At 59.9% G+C, this 16,060-nt stretch carries 14 protein-coding genes and 4 tRNA genes; 14 read left to right on the top strand and 4 right to left on the bottom strand.

Annotated elements, in window-relative coordinates; translation table 11 throughout:
• Positions 1-195: 195 nt before the first annotated feature.
• Positions 196-1,137: an NAD(P)-dependent oxidoreductase gene (locus ACRER8_RS07315; protein ID WP_431745678.1), complete on the bottom strand. Its 942-nt coding sequence runs from the start codon at positions 1,135-1,137 to the stop codon at positions 196-198.
• Positions 1,138-1,373: 236 nt separating this feature from the next.
• On the opposite strand from ACRER8_RS07315, the gene ACRER8_RS07320 reads away from it, so the two are divergent.
• A complete protein-coding gene (locus ACRER8_RS07320; RefSeq protein ID WP_431745679.1) occupies positions 1,374-2,207 on the top strand; it encodes an EamA family transporter in 834 nt (277 codons plus the stop codon).
• Positions 2,208-2,269: 62 nt separating this feature from the next.
• Here ACRER8_RS07320 and ACRER8_RS07325 read toward each other — a convergent pair whose 3' ends face one another.
• Positions 2,270-3,760, bottom strand: coding sequence for an MDR family MFS transporter (locus ACRER8_RS07325; protein WP_431745762.1), 1,491 nt, complete (start codon positions 3,758-3,760; stop codon positions 2,270-2,272).
• A gap of 49 nt (positions 3,761-3,809) precedes the next feature.
• Complete coding sequence (locus tag ACRER8_RS07330) at positions 3,810-4,877, bottom strand: HlyD family secretion protein (RefSeq protein WP_431745680.1); 1,068 nt, start codon at positions 4,875-4,877, stop codon at positions 3,810-3,812.
• Positions 4,878-5,116: 239 nt separating this feature from the next.
• Here ACRER8_RS07330 and gltX point away from each other — a divergent pair, with 239 nt between their 5' ends.
• From gltX to ACRER8_RS07375, 9 genes are all read left to right on the top strand, one after another.
• Entirely contained in the window at positions 5,117-6,598 is a 1,482-nt protein-coding gene (gltX, locus tag ACRER8_RS07335) for a glutamate--tRNA ligase (protein WP_431745681.1), read from the top strand.
• Positions 6,599-6,820: 222 nt separating this feature from the next.
• Positions 6,821-6,896, top strand: a tRNA-Ala gene (locus ACRER8_RS07340).
• Between the two features lie 86 nt (positions 6,897-6,982).
• A tRNA-Glu gene (locus tag ACRER8_RS07345) sits at positions 6,983-7,058 on the top strand.
• A gap of 52 nt (positions 7,059-7,110) precedes the next feature.
• A tRNA-Ala gene (locus tag ACRER8_RS07350) sits at positions 7,111-7,186 on the top strand.
• A gap of 53 nt (positions 7,187-7,239) precedes the next feature.
• A tRNA-Glu gene (locus ACRER8_RS07355) sits at positions 7,240-7,315 on the top strand.
• Between the two features lie 278 nt (positions 7,316-7,593).
• Positions 7,594-8,133 (top strand): TetR/AcrR family transcriptional regulator, encoded by a 540-nt coding sequence (locus ACRER8_RS07360; RefSeq protein ID WP_431745682.1) that lies wholly within the window; start codon positions 7,594-7,596, stop codon positions 8,131-8,133.
• 84 nt (positions 8,134-8,217) lie between these two features.
• Entirely contained in the window at positions 8,218-8,658 is a 441-nt protein-coding gene (locus ACRER8_RS07365) for an acyl-CoA thioesterase (RefSeq protein WP_431745683.1), read from the top strand.
• Between the two features lie 66 nt (positions 8,659-8,724).
• Complete coding sequence (locus ACRER8_RS07370; RefSeq protein WP_431745684.1) at positions 8,725-9,684, top strand: tRNA dihydrouridine synthase; 960 nt, start codon at positions 8,725-8,727, stop codon at positions 9,682-9,684.
• A gap of 112 nt (positions 9,685-9,796) precedes the next feature.
• A complete protein-coding gene (locus tag ACRER8_RS07375; protein WP_431745685.1) occupies positions 9,797-10,240 on the top strand; it encodes an Hsp20 family protein in 444 nt (147 codons plus the stop codon).
• 75 nt (positions 10,241-10,315) lie between these two features.
• Here the strand turns inward: ACRER8_RS07375 and ACRER8_RS07380 are convergent, their stop codons facing one another.
• Positions 10,316-11,194, bottom strand: a complete 879-nt coding sequence (locus tag ACRER8_RS07380; protein ID WP_431745686.1) for a LysR family transcriptional regulator — start codon at positions 11,192-11,194, stop codon at positions 10,316-10,318.
• A 324-nt stretch (positions 11,195-11,518) separates the two neighbouring features.
• On the opposite strand from ACRER8_RS07380, the gene leuC reads away from it, so the two are divergent.
• The 4 genes from leuC to asd all read left to right on the top strand — a co-directional run bounded on the left by leuC (position 11,519) and on the right by asd (position 16,045).
• Positions 11,519-12,943 (top strand): 3-isopropylmalate dehydratase large subunit, encoded by a 1,425-nt coding sequence (gene leuC / locus ACRER8_RS07385; RefSeq protein WP_431745687.1) that lies wholly within the window; start codon positions 11,519-11,521, stop codon positions 12,941-12,943.
• A gap of 10 nt (positions 12,944-12,953) precedes the next feature.
• Positions 12,954-13,598: a 3-isopropylmalate dehydratase small subunit gene (leuD, locus tag ACRER8_RS07390; RefSeq protein ID WP_431745688.1), complete on the top strand. Its 645-nt coding sequence runs from the start codon at positions 12,954-12,956 to the stop codon at positions 13,596-13,598.
• A gap of 169 nt (positions 13,599-13,767) precedes the next feature.
• Positions 13,768-14,850, top strand: a complete 1,083-nt coding sequence (gene leuB, locus ACRER8_RS07395; RefSeq protein ID WP_431745689.1) for a 3-isopropylmalate dehydrogenase — start codon at positions 13,768-13,770, stop codon at positions 14,848-14,850.
• Positions 14,851-14,932: 82 nt separating this feature from the next.
• The gene (gene asd, locus ACRER8_RS07400; RefSeq protein ID WP_431745690.1) at positions 14,933-16,045 is read left to right on the top strand and encodes an aspartate-semialdehyde dehydrogenase; all 1,113 of its coding nucleotides are present in this window, start codon (positions 14,933-14,935) and stop codon (positions 16,043-16,045) included.
• Positions 16,046-16,060 lie beyond the last annotated feature (15 nt).

The following is a 16,060-nucleotide window of genomic DNA, read 5'->3' on the forward strand; positions in this document are numbered from 1 at the left end:
GACCAATGGAAATGCTGCTGCCGCGAATCCTGTAGCGGTATGGCTTGCCGGCGGTGGCGTTCTGGGATCGGTGCCGCCAACAAGCCGTATTGCTACCGGGACTGCATCAGCCTGAGCACGTGAAGCGCCGTTGAACCTACGGGAGTACTGGAGCTGTGCGACAGTGGCAAATGCGCTGGTGTCAGGCTGCCTCGATCACCGCGGATTGCGCCGCTCCTCAACCTCGGCCAGCACCGCAAGATCCATCTCGCCCTGGCCGTGTTCGACCGCGTCCTGCAGGTTGGCGCGGACCCGGTCGGCGGTGGGCATTTGCACCGATACCTGACTGGCCGCGGCGAGGACCAGGTCGACATCCTTGAGCCCGAGCACGGCTTTGAACGCGGCCGGTTCATAGCGGCGTTCCCCGATCAACGCGCCGTAGCCGGAATAGACTGGGCCTGTGAGGATGGTGTTCGACACAAGGTCCACCAGATCCTTCGACTCCAGGCCGTGACGGCTCACCAGCACCGCCGCTTCGCTCATGGCCTGCACCGCCGATACCAGCAGGAAGTTGGCCGCCAGTTTCATCGCATTCGCGGCCGATGCCTTCTCGCCCAGTGGCCAGGTTTTGCGCCCGATCAGATCGAACAACGGCTGGACCTGATCGATGGACTGTGCAGGGCCGGCAGCCAGAATGTTCAGTTGTGCCGCTGCGGCGACATTCGGCCTGCCGAGTACGGGAGCGGCGATGTAGCTGATGCCCTGAGCGTCGTGCAGTCCGGCCAGCTCATCAGCGAAGGCCACCGAAATCGTCGCCATGTTGACGTGGATCAGCGGTGCCTTGAGCTGCTTCAACAGCCCGGAATCCAGCAACACCGAACGCAGCGCCTTGTCGTCGGCGAGCATGCTGAACAGCACATCGACGGCGACTGCCTGCGCCGGCTCCGTAACGGCTTTGGCGCCGAGTTCAACCAGCGGCTCGGTCGCTTGCGGCGAGCGATTCCAGACCACCAGTTCGTGCCCGCCTATCAACAGATTGGCCGCGATGGCCTGCCCCATGTTGCCAAGACCCAGGAAACCGATTTTCATCAGATGTATCTCCGGTAAGCAGCAGTAATGAAGGTGATGCGCGTAGTGACTGCACTCTAGCACCCTCATCGATGCTCACCGAACCTCAGCCGACATGATCTTCAGACCCCGCCATGCGCCTGATGATCAGATCGATCTGAATCTTGATTCCATCCCCGATGTGACCGAATCCAGAACCCCCAAGCGCCCGGATCGGCAGAGATCGGCCTTCGAATACGCCTGCGATCCGAAGCGATGAACGGTTTCGCACATCGCGTTAAGTCGCTACCCTTGCACCCCCCCTGGTGCGTCGGGAACGCCATTTCATGAGTCTGGAAGTGTTCGCAATCATCATGCTGGGCGCGATACTGCATGCGTCCTGGAATGCCGTGGTCAAGGGTGGCGGGGACAAGCTGCTGACCACCTGCACGATCACCTCGGTGGCGGCGGTGATTGCCTTGGTTGTCATTCCTTTCCTTCAGATACCCGCTAAAGAAAGCTGGCCATTCCTGGCTCTGTCGGTGGTTTTCCAAGTGCTGTATTTCGTGTTGGTGGCAACGACCTATCGGATCGCGGACATGAGCCAGACCTATCCGATCATGCGTGGCACCGCGCCTTTGCTGGTTGCGACTTTGAGCCTGATGCTGTTCCCGGAAACCTTGTCTGCATTGGCGTGGACCGGCATTGCCATCATTTGCCTCGGCATCCTGTGCATGGCGGGCCGTCCACCGGTTGGTCAGAGAAAGGGTGTGGTGCTGGCCCTGATCAATGCCTGCGTAATCGCCGGTTATACCTTGATCGACGGTCTGGGCGTACGTCGATCCGGGGCACCTGCGGCCTATTCCCTCTGGATATTTCTGCTGACCGGAATCCCTCTCGCTGCGTGGGCGCTGGCAAGCCATCGAGCTGCGTTCTGCACCTACGTCGCCCGTAACTGGCGGCTTGGAGTCGTCGGCGGCTTCGGAACGGCGGCATCCTACGGCCTGGCGCTGTGGGCGATGACTGAGGCACCGGTCGCGGTGGTGTCAGCTTTGAGAGAAGCGTCAATTCTGTTCGGTGTGGCGATCTCGGCACTGGTGCTTAAAGAACATCTGCCGCGTATTCGCATTGTCGCGGCCTGCATCATCGCGCTCGGCGCGATCGTGCTGCGTCTGGGATGAGGGATGGGAGCGGGGCGGCGACTCGCGGCTTTTGATTCTGGCCGCGTCTTGCGGGAAGAGCATCAATGCGCGGCACCGTCCTTGACTCCGCTCGGCAGCTTTTTGGTCAGCATCACCGCCAGCATGCTAATGCCCAGGGCCAGGCCGACAAAATGAAAGGCGTCGTTGTAGGCCATGATCGCGGCCTGCTGGTGGGCGATTTCGCTGAGTTTGCCCAGTGCTGCGGTTTCGTTGCCCAAGCGATCGGTGAGTTGCGCCATGCGCTCGGCGACCTGCGGGTTGGCCGCAGACACCGATTCGCGCAGGTAGTCGAAATAGGTCTTGGTCCGTGCGTCCAGCAGCGTAGCCAGCAAGGCGATGCCGATGGCGCCGCCCAGATTGCGCAGGATATTGAAAAGGCTCGATGCGGAACCGGCGTCCTGGGGCAGGATGTACGCAGTGGCGATCAGCGAGATGGTGACCATGATCAGCGGTTGGCCCAGCGCGCGGATGATCTGGATCTGGTTGAACTGCGGCCCGGCGAAATCGGGGTTGAGCACCCCGGATGAAAAACTCGCAATGCCGAACAGCCCGAACCCCAGCGTACACAGCACCTTGGGCGAGATGATCTTCATCAACTGCGGCACCAGCGGAATCAGAAACAGCTGCGGCACGCCCATCCACATGATCACTTCGCCGATCTGCTGGGCGTTGTAGCCCTGGATTTGCGCCAGATACAGCGGCAGCAGGTAGATCGAGCCATAAAGCCCAACGCCCATCCCGAGGCTGGAAATGCTCGACAGGCCGAAGTTGCGATTACCGAGAATGCCCAAATTGATCAGCGGTCTGGGTTTGGAGAACTGGATGATGACGAAGGTGATCAGGCTGAGCAGGGCGATGCTGCCCAGCGTGACGATCAGGCTCGATTCCAGCCAGTCCTTGCGATGACCTTCTTCGAGAAACACCTGCAGACATCCCAGACCTACGCCCAATGTGACGATGCCCGCGTAGTCGGTGCTCTTGAGCAGTTCCCAGTGTGGCGCTTTTTTCTCCAGGCCATACATCAGACCGGCGATCATCACCAGCCCTGGCGGGATGTTGATATAGAAGATGTACTCCCAGCCGAAATTTTCCGTTAGCCAACCGCCCAGGGTCGGGCCGATGGAGGGTGCGAAGGTCGCAGTCATGGCGAACAGCGCCATGCCCTTGGCGCGGTGATGTTCCGGCAATTTAATCAGGGTCAGCGTGAACGCCAGCGGAATCAGCGCGCCGCCGGTGAAGCCCTGCATGGCGCGGAACACGATCATGCTTTCCAGGCTCCACGCCATCGAGCAGAGCAGGGATGACACCAGGAAGCCCAGCGACACCCACACCGCCAGCCGACGCGCCGAAAGCAACTGCACCAGCCATGCGGTGAGCGGGATCATGATGATTTCCGCCACCAGATAAGAGGTCGAAATCCATGAGCCTTCTTCCAGAGTCGCCGACAGCGCGCCCTGAATGTCTTTGAGCGAGGAATTGGTGATCTGGATGTCGAGCACCGCCATGAAGGCGCCCAGCATCACGCTCATCACCGCGATCCAGTCGCGTCGGGACGGTTCGCCGACCGGGCGGAGCAGATCATCACCGGCCATTTTGTGCGTCGTCACCGGTTTTGTCGTTGGATTTGATGTTGACCGAGACGGTCACCGACATCCCCGGACGGATCTTGCCATGCAGCGGGTTATCGGGCTCGAACGTCAGTTTCACCGGAATACGCTGCACGACCTTGGTGAAGTTGCCGGTGGCGTTGTCGGGCGGCAACAGACTGAACTGTGCCCCCGATGCGGCGAACAGGCTATTCACCCGGCCCTGAATCGGCGTGCCGGGGAAGCTGTCGAAGGTCAGCTCGGCGGACTGGCCGATCTCCATGTGCTCGATCTGGGTTTCCTTGAAATTGGCCTGCACCCAGATGTCCTCATCGGGTACCACCGACAGCAGATAGGCGCCAGCCTGCACGTATTGGCCATTGCGTGCCGCACGCTGACCGATCAGGCCGCTGATGGGGGCATGGATTTGCGTGCGCTTCAGATTGATTTCAGCCTGAGACAGGTCGGCGCGAGCAGTGGCGATCTGTGCATCCAGACGCTTGATTTCGGCGTTCAGGGCATTGACCTGCTGGCGCTGACTCTGGGCATCGGCCTGGGCCTTGGCCACCTGTGAGCGCGCCACATTACTGTCGGCGGTCATGGTGGTGACTTGTGCTTCCGAGACGAAGCCCGGGGTGCGCAGCTTTTGCAGGCGCGCCAGATCAAGCTGGGTGCGCCCAAGGGTTGCCTGATTGGCCTGCACCTGCGCGTCACTGGCGGCAATCAGGCTTGATTGCTGAGTCAGTTTGCTCTGCGCCTGCATACGTTCCGCTTCGCGGGTGGCGAGCGTCGCCTGAGCGCGATCGATAGCCAGGCGAAAATCGTCCGGCTCCAGGCGCACCAGCAACTGGCCTTTTTCCACATGCTGGTTGTCTTGCACCAACACCTCACTGACCCGAGCGCCAAGCTGGCTCGAAACCCGGGTGATTTCCCCCTGAACATAAGCGTTGTCGGTAGTTTCGTAAAAACGTCCTTTTAAATACCATTCGGCGAGAAAGGCGAGGGCGATCAGCAAGACCACCACGAAAAAGATGAGCAGGCGGCGTTTGAGTTGGGCAGGCATGGTTGTTCTGGATTATTGGAATGTAAGGAAATTTATCAGCAAATTGACTTTGGCACCTAGCCATCGTCGTAAAAATGACTGGAACTGATGATTGAGTATTCATTTCCGACCCAACGCTGTGCGCCGACTATGCTGCATCCCCGCCCGCACGAATCTGGCCTCTGCTCGTTCCGATGCTGGAGCCGCGAGGGCTGCGCCTGTTAAGATTCGCGGCCTGTTCGACCTATTCGGAATTTTCCATGACCACCGTTCGTACCCGCATCGCGCCATCGCCTACCGGCGACCCCCACGTCGGCACGGCTTACATCGCACTCTTCAACTACTGCTTTGCCAAGCAGCATGGTGGCGAATTCATCCTGCGCATTGAAGACACCGATCAGCTGCGCTCGACCCGCGAGTCCGAACAACAGATTTTCGACGCACTGCGCTGGCTCGGCATCGAATGGAGCGAAGGCCCGGACGTCGGTGGCCCGCACGGCCCGTATCGTCAGAGTGAGCGCGGTGACATCTATAAGAAGTACACCCAGCAACTGGTCGACGCCGGCCACGCCTTCCCATGCTTCTGCACTGCCGAAGAACTGGATCAGATGCGCGCCGAACAGATGGCTCGTGGCGAAACCCCGCGTTATGACGGTCGCGCGCTGCTGCTCTCCAAGGAAGAAGTCGAGCGCCGTCTGGCCGCGGGCGAGCCGCATGTGATCCGCATGAAGGTCCCGAGCGAAGGCGTGTGCGTGGTGCCGGACATCCTGCGTGGCGAAGTCGAAATCCCGTGGGACCGCATGGACATGCAGGTGCTGATGAAGACCGATGGCCTGCCGACCTACTTCCTGGCGAACGTCGTCGACGATCACCTGATGGGCATCACCCACGTGCTGCGCGGCGAAGAATGGCTGCCATCGGCACCGAAACTGATTCTGCTCTACGAGTATTTTGGCTGGGAAAAACCGGCACTGTGCTACATGCCGCTGCTGCGTAACCCGGACAAGAGCAAGCTATCCAAACGCAAGAATCCGACCTCGGTAACGTTCTACGAGCGCATGGGTTTCATGCCTGAAGCGATGCTCAACTACCTGGGCCGCATGGGCTGGTCGATGCCGGACGAGCGCGAAAAGTTTTCTCTACAGGAAATGGTCGACAACTTCGACCTGAACCGCGTCTCCCTGGGCGGGCCGATTTTCGATATCGAGAAACTGTCCTGGCTCAACGGCCAGTGGCTGCGTGAACTGCCGGTCGAGGAGTTTGCCGCGCGGGTGCAGAAGTGGGCGTTCAACAGCGATTACATGATGAAGATCGCGCCGCACGTACAGGGACGCGTCGAAACCTTCAGCCAGGTTGCGCCGCTGGGCGGTTTCTTCTTCGCCGGTGGCGTGAACCCGGACGTGAAATTGTTCGAGCACAAGAAGCTTTCGCCCGAGCAAGTGCGTCAGGTGATGCAGCTGATTCTGTGGAAACTCGAATCCTTGCGTCAGTGGGAAAAGGACAGCATCACTGGCTGCATTCAGGCGGTGGTCGAGCATCTGCAACTCAAGCTGCGCGATGCCATGCCACTGATGTTTGCCGCGATTACCGGCCAGGCCAATTCGGTCTCGGTGACCGACGCCATGGAAATCCTCGGCCCGGACCTGACCCGTTACCGTCTGCGTCAGGCGCTGGACCTGCTGGGCGGCGTGTCGAAGAAAGAAAACAAAGAATGGGAAAAGCTGCTTGGCGCCATCGGCTGAGTGATGTGCGGTCGTTGTGCGTCCCATCACTGGACCGCGCAACGGCCAATGATCTCCGGGCCTTGCGGGGGAGGGCGGTAAGTGATTGTTATCCCGGAAAATTCTTTTGAAATATGTTTAAAAAAAGTTTGACAGGTATCCGGGTCGCACTTAATATGCGCCCCGTCCACACGGCAACACAGAAACACGGCGACAACGCAGTGTGATGTGTCAGTGTAATGTGGGGCTATAGCTCAGCTGGGAGAGCGCCTGCATGGCATGCAGGAGGTCAGCGGTTCGATCCCGCTTAGCTCCACCAATTTAGAAGCTTCAAGGTTGGCTACACTGCTTTGAAGTTTGTACCGCAAGTCGGAACCAGCACCGATCAGGTACACAAAGGGTTACGTCCCCTTCGTCTAGTGGCCTAGGACACCGCCCTTTCACGGCGGTAACAGGGGTTCGAGTCCCCTAGGGGACGCCAGTTTTACCGAGAGTCGCCGCAAGGTTAATCTCCGCCGCGAGGCGCTAAATCTGGGGCTATAGCTCAGCTGGGAGAGCGCCTGCATGGCATGCAGGAGGTCAGCGGTTCGATCCCGCTTAGCTCCACCAAATTTGCCAGGATTCGTCGAGAAGTAATTGGCGGATTCGATTGAAGGTTTTGCGTCCCCTTCGTCTAGTGGCCTAGGACACCGCCCTTTCACGGCGGTAACAGGGGTTCGAGTCCCCTAGGGGACGCCACGATTTCTCGCTCTGCGAGACCAAGGGTCATTCGATTATTGAATGGCCCTTTTGTTTTTTTGGGGCTTTATTTTCCCGCCTTGATTCAGTCGCTTAGACCTGAACGCCTTTCTGACCGAAACCCGGTTCTTTAGCAGTAAGGCTTGTCGGCGGTGGCGATTTCAACGACGCCACCGCCGCAAGCTATGCTGCTACAGGGGCCGTAGCCCGCATCGGTCGTCGCCCTTGCCATCCCAGATGATGCAGATAATATTACTGCCATCATCCCGGAGGCGGACATGAACGACAAAAAAGCACAAACCCGCGAACGCATTCTCGGCGCTGCCAGCGCAGCACTGATTGCGCGCGGTCCCGTGGAGCCCAGCGTCAACGAAATCATGGGCGCAGCAGGGTTGACGGTCGGCGGGTTCTACGCGCATTTCGACAGTAAGGAGGCCCTGATGCTGGAGGCTTTCAACCAATTGCTCGGCGAGCGTCGCGAGATGGTCGCGAAGATCGACGATCGACTGCCGGGTGACGAGCGCCGGGCCTTGCTGGCGGCGTTTTATCTATCGCGCAAGCACCGGGACGCCGAAGAGCACGCCTGTCCATTGCCCACCGCAATCGGGGAGATGGCGCGTCTGTCGGACGATTTCCGTGGCGCCTTGTCCGAACACATCGAACTGATGGTCGCGCAACTGGCTTCAAGCCCCGAAGAAACCGACAAGACCCTGGCTGACATCGCCCTGATGCTCGGCGGACTTGCGCTGGCCCGCGCATTGGGGCCTAACGAGCTGTCCGACCGGGTGCTGCGAGCTGCAAAGTCGGCCATGCAGTGAGGCGTTCAGGTCAGATCGAAACCATCGTCCGACGCTTTTGGTTACACTGCCTCGCGAATGTATTCATGAGGAGCTGGAACGAGGATGGTCTGGGATCTGGCAACGCCGTTCGTCATCGACCTGCAGGTCGGTGGGGACGACATCGATGGATTGGGGCACGCCAACAATGCCGTGTATGTCACCTGGCTGGAGCGCTGCGCGTGGCGTCATTCGCAAGTCCTGGGGCTGGACCTGGCCGAGTATCGGCGTCTGGATCGGGCGATGGCAGTGGTCCGGCACGAGATCGATTACCTGGCCAGCGCCTATCAGGATGACGAGTTGCAATTGGCGACCTGGATCGTCGATTGGGATCAGCGCCTGAAGATGACCCGGCGCTTTCAGCTCAAGCGTCCCAGTGATGGCGTAACGCTGCTGCGAGCGCAAACCACTTTCGTCTGCATCGAACTGTCCACCGGCAAGCCCAAGCGCATGCCGACCGAGTTCATCGAGGGTTATGGACCGGCCTTACAGTTGGCCGTTTCCTGACGCGCGGCCCGTTCACAATCCAGTCGCCACTGCGTAAACTGCCGGACTTTTTTCGAGTGTGACCCCATGCAAATTGCTCTGGCGCCCATGGAAGGCCTGGTCGACGACATACTGCGCGATGTGCTGACTCAGGTCGGCGGCATCGATTGGTGCGTGACCGAATTCATCCGGGTGACCGAGCGTCTGTTGCCCGAGCACTACTTCCACAAGTTCGCTTCTGAACTGCTCAACGGCTCGAAGACCCGCGCGGGCGTGCCGTTGCGCGTGCAGCTGCTCGGCTCCGATCCAGTGTGTCTGGCGGAAAACGCCGCATTCGCCGCCGAACTGGGCGCGCCCGTGATCGACCTGAACTTCGGTTGCCCGGCCAAGACCGTGAACAAGTCGCGGGGCGGGGCAGTGCTGCTCAAGGAGCCGGAACTGCTGCACTCGATCCTCAGCCATGTTCGGCGTGCGGTACCTGCGCACATTCCAGTCACCGCCAAGATGCGCCTGGGCTACGACAGCACCGAGCCTGCGCTGGATTGCGCGCGGGCGCTGGAAGCGGGCGGCGCCGAGCATATCGTGGTTCACGCGCGGACCAAGGTCGACGGCTACAAGCCGCCAGCGCACTGGGAATGGATCGGCAAGATTCAGGACGTGGTGAAGATCCCGATCATCGCCAATGGCGAGATCTGGACGGTCGACGACTGGCGCCGCTGCCGCGAAATCTGCGGCGCCCGGGACATCATGATCGGCCGCGGTCTGGTGGCGCGCCCGGATCTGGGGCGGCAGATCGCTGCAGCGGAGGCGGGGCGGGAGGTTGTCGAGATGACCTGGCAAGAGCTGCAACCCCTACTTCGGCACTTTTGGCTGCAAGCACTGGCGAAGATGACCCGCGTCCAGGCTCCAGGTCGGCTCAAGCAGTGGGTCGTGCTGCTGACCAAGAGCTACCCCGAAGCCACTGTGCTGTTCGATTCCTTGCGTCGTGAGACCGACTGCGAGCGGATAGGCCAGATGCTCGGTGTCAGCCAGTCAGAAGCAGCCTGAAAAAAATTTCATAGCGACTCTTGAAACAGAAGTGACTGTCCCTATCTAGGGATTACGCGATGCCGAAGTCGGGTCGCGGAGACAAACACTTGCTGATTATCAGGAGATTCACATGACTACCGCATTTTCTCTGGCTCCACTTTTCCGCTCTTCCGTGGGCTTCGACCGCTTCAACGACCTGTTCGAGTCGGCGGCCCGTAATGAGTCGGCCAGCACCTATCCTCCCTACAATGTCGAGAAACACGCAGACGACCAATACCGCATCGTCATCGCGGCTGCGGGTTTCCAGGAAGAAGACCTGGAGTTGCAGGTCGAAAAGGGCGTGCTGACCGTCACCGGAAACAAGCGCGAAAAAGCGGCTGAAGACGTAACCTTCCTGCATCAGGGCATTGCCCAGCGTGGGTTCAAGCTGTCGTTCCGTCTGGCCGATCACATCGAAGTGCAAAACGCTGCGCTGGCAAACGGCCTGTTGAACATCGATCTGCTGCGGCTGGTGCCGGAAGAGGCCAAGCCAAAACGCATTCAGATCAACGGGCAGAAGACTCTGACTCATTGATGCGTAGCCAGTAACGAAAGAAGGCGCCCCGCAGGGCGCCTTCTTTTTTTGTAGCTCTGGTCCAGTCGATATCGCTCAGGCGACATCCGCCTGGGCATCGAGCAACGCCATGAAGGCCCTTGCGGCGTTCGACAGCGTGCGTTCCGTGTGGACAATGTAGCCGAGCTGGCGACGCAGTTGTATCCCAGGCAGCGGAATGCGTCTGACTTGCTCATCGAGCATGGTTCTTGGCAGCACGCTCCATGCCAGTCCGATGGACACCATCATCTTGATCGTCTCCATGTAGTTGGTGCTCATGGCGATGTTGGGTTTGAGTCCCTGGGCCTCGCACAGGCCGCTGACAATGTGGTGGGTGAAGGTATTGCCGCCGGGAAACACCGCCGGGTAATCCGCGATGTCGGCCAGACTGACGTTCGGGGTGTTTGCCAGCGGGTGTTCAGGGGCCGCGACGAAATCCAGTGGATCGTCCCAGACCATCACGGCCTTGACCAGCGAGTGCGGCTCGGGCGCCAGCGTGATGACGGCCAGTTCTGCGCGTCCGTGGAGTATTTCATCGTAGGCCACTTCCGAATCCAGAAACTCGATGTCCAGTGCGACATCGGGGTAGGTGCGGGTAAACGTCCTTAATAGAGAAGGCAAACGGTGCAGACCAATATGATGGCTGGTCGCCAGACTCAGTCGGCCGCTCACTTCCCCGGTGAGGTTGGTCAACGCCCGGCGCGTATCGTCCAGCACGTTGAGGATCTGATAGGCGCGAGGCAGCAGCGCGCGTCCGGCCTCCGTCAGGCTGACTTCCCGTCCGAGCCGGTCGAACAGGCGTACATTAAGCTGCTGCTCGAGTCCCGCGATACGTTTGCTGACCGCAGGCTGGGTCAGGTGCAGGCGCTCACCGGCGGCCGAAAAACTGCCGGTCTCGGCAATGGCAATGAAGGCATTAAGGTTCGCCAGGTCCATCTCGAATTCCTGTGGGTTATCCAAAGCATGAAAAATATGAATTTGAGTTATTTAAGCATATTCCATAGCATCGTCCCCACAAGCAAGGGGGTCTTTGCAGCGTCATCGTGATGTCGCTGAGCAAGACATGGAACACGCTGATCAGGGTGCCAGGAGCGCACGGGCGGGCTGCGACGAATTCATGGTTACATGCAGTGAAACAGTGAATTTGAGTGGTTGGCCGACGTCTCTTAGCATCTCCCCACGAGCCAGGGGATCGCTGACATGTCGCTGTGATGTCGATGACCCCAGGGCATAGAAACAAGCTGATGAGGAAACCGTCTGATGACCGGCAAAACGCTCTACGACAAGCTCTGGGATTCGCATTTGGTCAAGCAGCGCGACGATGGTTCGGCGCTGCTCTATATCGATCGTCACATCATCCATGAAGTGACCTCGCCACAGGCGTTCGAGGGCTTGCGCCTGGCTGGCCGCAAACCCTGGCGTATCGACGCCAACGTCGCCACCGCTGACCACAACGTTCCGACTACCCCGGACCGCAAGGACGGCGTCGACGCCATCGTCGATCAGGTTTCGCGCCTGCAGGTCCAGACCCTGGACGATAACTGCGACGAATACGGCATCACCGAATTCAAAATGAACGATGTGCGTCAGGGCATCGTGCACGTGATCGGCCCTGAGCAGGGCGCAACCTTGCCGGGCATGACCGTAGTCTGTGGTGACTCCCACACCTCTACCCACGGCGCGTTCGGTGCCCTGGCTCACGGTATCGGCACCTCCGAGGTCGAGCATGTGCTCGCCACCCAGTGCCTGGTCGCCAAGAAGATGAAGAACATGTTGGTGAAAGTCGAAGGCAAACTGCCGTTCGGCGTCACCGCCAAGGACATCGTGCTGGCGATCATCGGCAAGATCGGCACCGCCGGCGGCAACGGCCACGCCATTGAATTCGCCGGTAGCGCCATCCGCGACCTCTCGGTCGAGGGCCGCATGACCATCTGCAACATGTCTATCGAGGCAGGCGCTCGCGTCGGCCTGGTGGCCACGGATGAAAAGACCATTGCCTACGTCAAAGGTCGCCCGTTCGCACCCACGGCCGAGCAGTGGGACGCGGCTGTCGAAGCGTGGAAGGATCTGGTTTCCGACGACGATGCAGTGTTCGACACCGTAGTCGAGCTCGACGCCGCCCAGATCAAACCGCAAGTGAGCTGGGGTACCTCGCCGGAAATGGTACTGGCCGTGGATCAGAATGTGCCGGATCCTGCGCAGGAAGCCGATCTGGTCAAGCGTGATTCCATCGAGCGCGCGCTGAAGTACATGGGCCTCAAGGCCAATCAGGCAATCACCGACATTCAGCTGGATCGCGTGTTTATCGGGTCCTGCACCAACTCGCGAATCGAAGACCTGCGCGCAGCGGCGGATATCGCCAAGGGCCGCAAGGTCGCCTCGACCATCAAGCAAGCGATCGTGGTCCCAGGCTCGGGCCTGGTCAAGGCGCAGGCGGAGCAGGAAGGTCTGGACAAGGTCTTCATCGAAGCTGGTTTCGAATGGCGTGAGCCAGGTTGCTCGATGTGTCTGGCGATGAACCCGGATCGCCTGGAAAGTGGCGAGCATTGCGCGTCCACCTCCAACCGTAACTTCGAAGGCCGTCAGGGCGCCGGTGGTCGTACCCACCTGGTGAGCCCGGCAATGGCGGCGGCAGCGGCGGTCAATGGTCGTTTCGTCGATGTTCGCACCATGAACCAGCACTAAGGAGCCCAGCATGAAGCCTTTTACCCAACACACCGGTTTGGTCGCTCCGCTGGATCGTGCCAACGTCGACACCGATCAGATCATCCCCAAGCAGTTTCTGAAGTCGATTCGCCGCACCGGTTTCGGTCCGAATCTGTTCGACGAGTGGCGTTATCTGGATGTGGGTCAACCGTATCAGGACAACTCCAAGCGTCCGCTGAACCCTGATTTCGTGCTCAACCACGAACGTTATCAAGGCGCCAGCGTGTTGTTGGCGCGGGAAAACTTCGGTTGCGGTTCGAGCCGCGAGCATGCGCCCTGGGCGCTGGAAGAATATGGTTTTCGCAGCATCATCGCGCCGAGTTACGCCGACATCTTCTTCAACAACAGCTTCAAGAACGGTCTGCTGCCGATCATCCTGAGCGAAAGCGAAGTCGATGAACTGTTCAAGGCGGTGGAAGCCAAGCCGGGCTACCAGCTGAAAGTGGACCTCGACGCGCAGACCGTGACCCGCGAAGACGGCAAGGTGTACAACTTTGAAATCGATGCCTTCCGCAAGCACTGCCTGCTCAATGGCCTGGACGACATCGGGCTGACGCTGGTGGACGGCGACGCGATTGCGACGTTCGAGAGCAAACATCGCGCGGCGCAGCCTTGGCTCTTTCGGGATGCCTGATTGACGCACGACTGTAGGAGCCGGCTTGCTGGCGGACCGGTGGTGTCAGTCAACAGATGGGTAGCTGACCCAGCGCACTCGCCAGCAAGCCGGCTCCTACGGTTTGAAACACCCGCTTTTTAAATCGGCGCTCCTGCAGCGCCGATGCACATATTGAAACGAGGATGTTATGAGCAAGCAGATTCTGATTCTCCCAGGTGATGGCATCGGCCCGGAAATCATGACCGAAGCGGTCAGGGTGCTCGAGCTGGCCAATGAGAAGTATCAGCTGGGATTCGAATTGAGCCACGATGTCATCGGCGGCGCGGCCATCGACAAGCACGGCGTGCCTTTGGCCGACGAAACGCTGGAGCGTGCTCGCGCCGCCGATGCGGTACTGTTGGGCGCGGTGGGCGGTCCCAAGTGGGATGCCATCGAGCGTGACATCCGTCCTGAGCGCGGTCTGCTGAAAATCCGTTCGCAGCTGGGTCTGTTCGGCAACCTGCGCCCGGCGATTCTCTACCCGCAACTGGCCGATGCCTCCAGCCTCAAGCCGGAGATCGTGTCGGGCCTGGACATCCTCATCGTTCGCGAGCTGACCGGCGGTATCTACTTTGGCGCGCCACGCGGCACCCGTGAGCTGGAAAACGGCGAGCGTCAGTCTTACGATACCCTGCCGTACAGCGAGAGCGAGATCCGCCGTATTGCCCGCGTCGGTTTCGACATGGCGCGCGTACGGGGCAAGAAACTATGCTCGGTGGACAAGGCCAATGTGTTGGCGTCCAGCCAACTGTGGCGTGAAGTGGTCGAGCAGGTCGCCAAGGACTATCCGGACATCGAGCTGAGCCACATGTATGTGGACAACGCCGCCATGCAGCTGGTGCGCGCACCCAAGCAGTTCGATGTGATCGTCACCGACAACATGTTCGGCGACATCCTGTCCGACGAGGCCTCGATGCTCACCGGTTCCATCGGCATGCTGCCGTCGGCGTCGCTGGATTCGAACAACAAGGGCATGTACGAGCCATGTCACGGTTCGGCTCCGGACATCGCGGGCAAGGGCGTGGCCAACCCGCTGGCGACCATCCTGTCGGTGTCGATGATGCTGCGTTACAGCTTCAATCAGCACGCTGCGGCCGATGCCATCGAGAAGGCGGTGAGCCTGGTTCTGGATCAGGGCCTGCGCACGGGCGATATCTGGTCCGAAGGTAACGCCAAAGTCGGTACGCAAGAAATGGGTGACGCCGTAGTCGCCGCGCTGCGCAATCTGTAATATCTCGGGCCCACTGCTGCAAGATCGAGTCGAAAAGCTCTCTGCGGGAAGGGGCCCCACTTTTAATTAAGGTGTAGTTGCGATGAAACGTGTAGGTCTGGTCGGTTGGCGCGGTATGGTTGGTTCCGTGCTCATGCAGCGCATGCTGGAAGAGCAGGATTTCGATCTCATTGAGCCGGTTTTTTTCACCACCTCCAACGTCGGCGGACAAGGCCCGTCGGTGGGCAAGGATATTGCGCCGTTGAAAGATGCCTACAGCATCGACGAGCTCAAGACCCTGGACGTGGTGCTGACCTGCCAGGGCGGCGACTACACCAACGAGGTGTTCCCCAAGCTGCGTGAAGCGGGCTGGCAGGGTTACTGGATCGACGCGGCCTCATCCCTGCGCATGCAAGACGATGCGGTGATCGTTCTTGATCCGGTCAACCGCAAGGTCATCGACCAGCAACTGGACAACGGCACCAAAAACTTCATCGGCGGCAACTGCACCGTCAGCCTGATGCTGATGGGCCTGGGCGGTCTGTTCGAGGCCGGTCTGGTCGAGTGGATGAACGTCATGACGTATCAGGCGGCCTCTGGCGCGGGCGCGCAGAACATGCGCGAACTGATCAAGCAGATGGGCGCCATCAATGCGTCGGTTGCCGACGAACTGGCCAATCCGGCCAGCGCCATTCTGGATATCGACCGCAAAGTGGCCGACGCCATGCGTGGCGACAGCTTCCCGACCGAAAACTTCGGTGTGCCGCTGGCTGGCAGCCTGATTCCATGGATCGACAAGGAACTGCCAAACGGCCAGAGCCGCGAGGAGTGGAAAGGGCAGGCAGAGACCAACAAGATCCTCGGTCGCTTCAATCGTCCGATCCCGGTGGATGGTATCTGTGTGCGCATCGGCGCCATGCGTTGCCACAGTCAGGCGCTGACTATCAAGCTGAACAAAGACGTGCCGATCGCCGATATCGAGGGCATGATCAGTCAGCACAACCCTTGGGTGAAGCTGGTGCCGAATAACCGCGAGGCGAGTATTCAGGAGCTGAGCCCGACTGCGGTAACGGGCACGCTGAATATTCCGGTGGGTCGCTTGCGTAAGCTGAATATGGGCTCGCAGTATCTGGGCGCGTTTACGGTGGGTGACCAACTGTTGTGGGGCGCGGCTGAGCCGTTGCGTCGCATGTTGCGGATCTTGCTGGAACGGTGATTCAGCGGGTTTGGT

It is taken from the genome of Pseudomonas sp., from assembly GCF_050739935.1.
Classification (GTDB): Bacteria; Pseudomonadota; Gammaproteobacteria; order Pseudomonadales; family Pseudomonadaceae; genus Aquipseudomonas.

Bases quoted from the DNA above. Each gene is read 5' to 3' on its own strand.
- ACRER8_RS07315 (WP_431745678.1), bottom strand. From the start codon at position 1,137: ATGAGGGTGCTAGAGTGCAGTCACTACGCGCATCACCTTCATTACTGC.
- ACRER8_RS07320 (WP_431745679.1), top strand. From the start codon at position 1,374: ATGAGTCTGGAAGTGTTCGCAATCATCATGCTGGGCGCGATACTGCAT.
- ACRER8_RS07330 (WP_431745680.1), bottom strand. From the start codon at position 4,877: ATGCCTGCCCAACTCAAACGCCGCCTGCTCATCTTTTTCGTGGTGGTC.
- gltX (WP_431745681.1), top strand. From the start codon at position 5,117: ATGACCACCGTTCGTACCCGCATCGCGCCATCGCCTACCGGCGACCCC.
- ACRER8_RS07360 (WP_431745682.1), top strand. From the start codon at position 7,594: ATGAACGACAAAAAAGCACAAACCCGCGAACGCATTCTCGGCGCTGCC.
- ACRER8_RS07365 (WP_431745683.1), top strand. From the start codon at position 8,218: ATGGTCTGGGATCTGGCAACGCCGTTCGTCATCGACCTGCAGGTCGGT.
- ACRER8_RS07370 (WP_431745684.1), top strand. From the start codon at position 8,725: ATGCAAATTGCTCTGGCGCCCATGGAAGGCCTGGTCGACGACATACTG.
- ACRER8_RS07375 (WP_431745685.1), top strand. From the start codon at position 9,797: ATGACTACCGCATTTTCTCTGGCTCCACTTTTCCGCTCTTCCGTGGGC.
- ACRER8_RS07380 (WP_431745686.1), bottom strand. From the start codon at position 11,194: ATGGACCTGGCGAACCTTAATGCCTTCATTGCCATTGCCGAGACCGGC.
- leuC (WP_431745687.1), top strand. From the start codon at position 11,519: ATGACCGGCAAAACGCTCTACGACAAGCTCTGGGATTCGCATTTGGTC.
- leuD (WP_431745688.1), top strand. From the start codon at position 12,954: ATGAAGCCTTTTACCCAACACACCGGTTTGGTCGCTCCGCTGGATCGT.
- leuB (WP_431745689.1), top strand. From the start codon at position 13,768: ATGAGCAAGCAGATTCTGATTCTCCCAGGTGATGGCATCGGCCCGGAA.
- asd (WP_431745690.1), top strand. From the start codon at position 14,933: ATGAAACGTGTAGGTCTGGTCGGTTGGCGCGGTATGGTTGGTTCCGTG.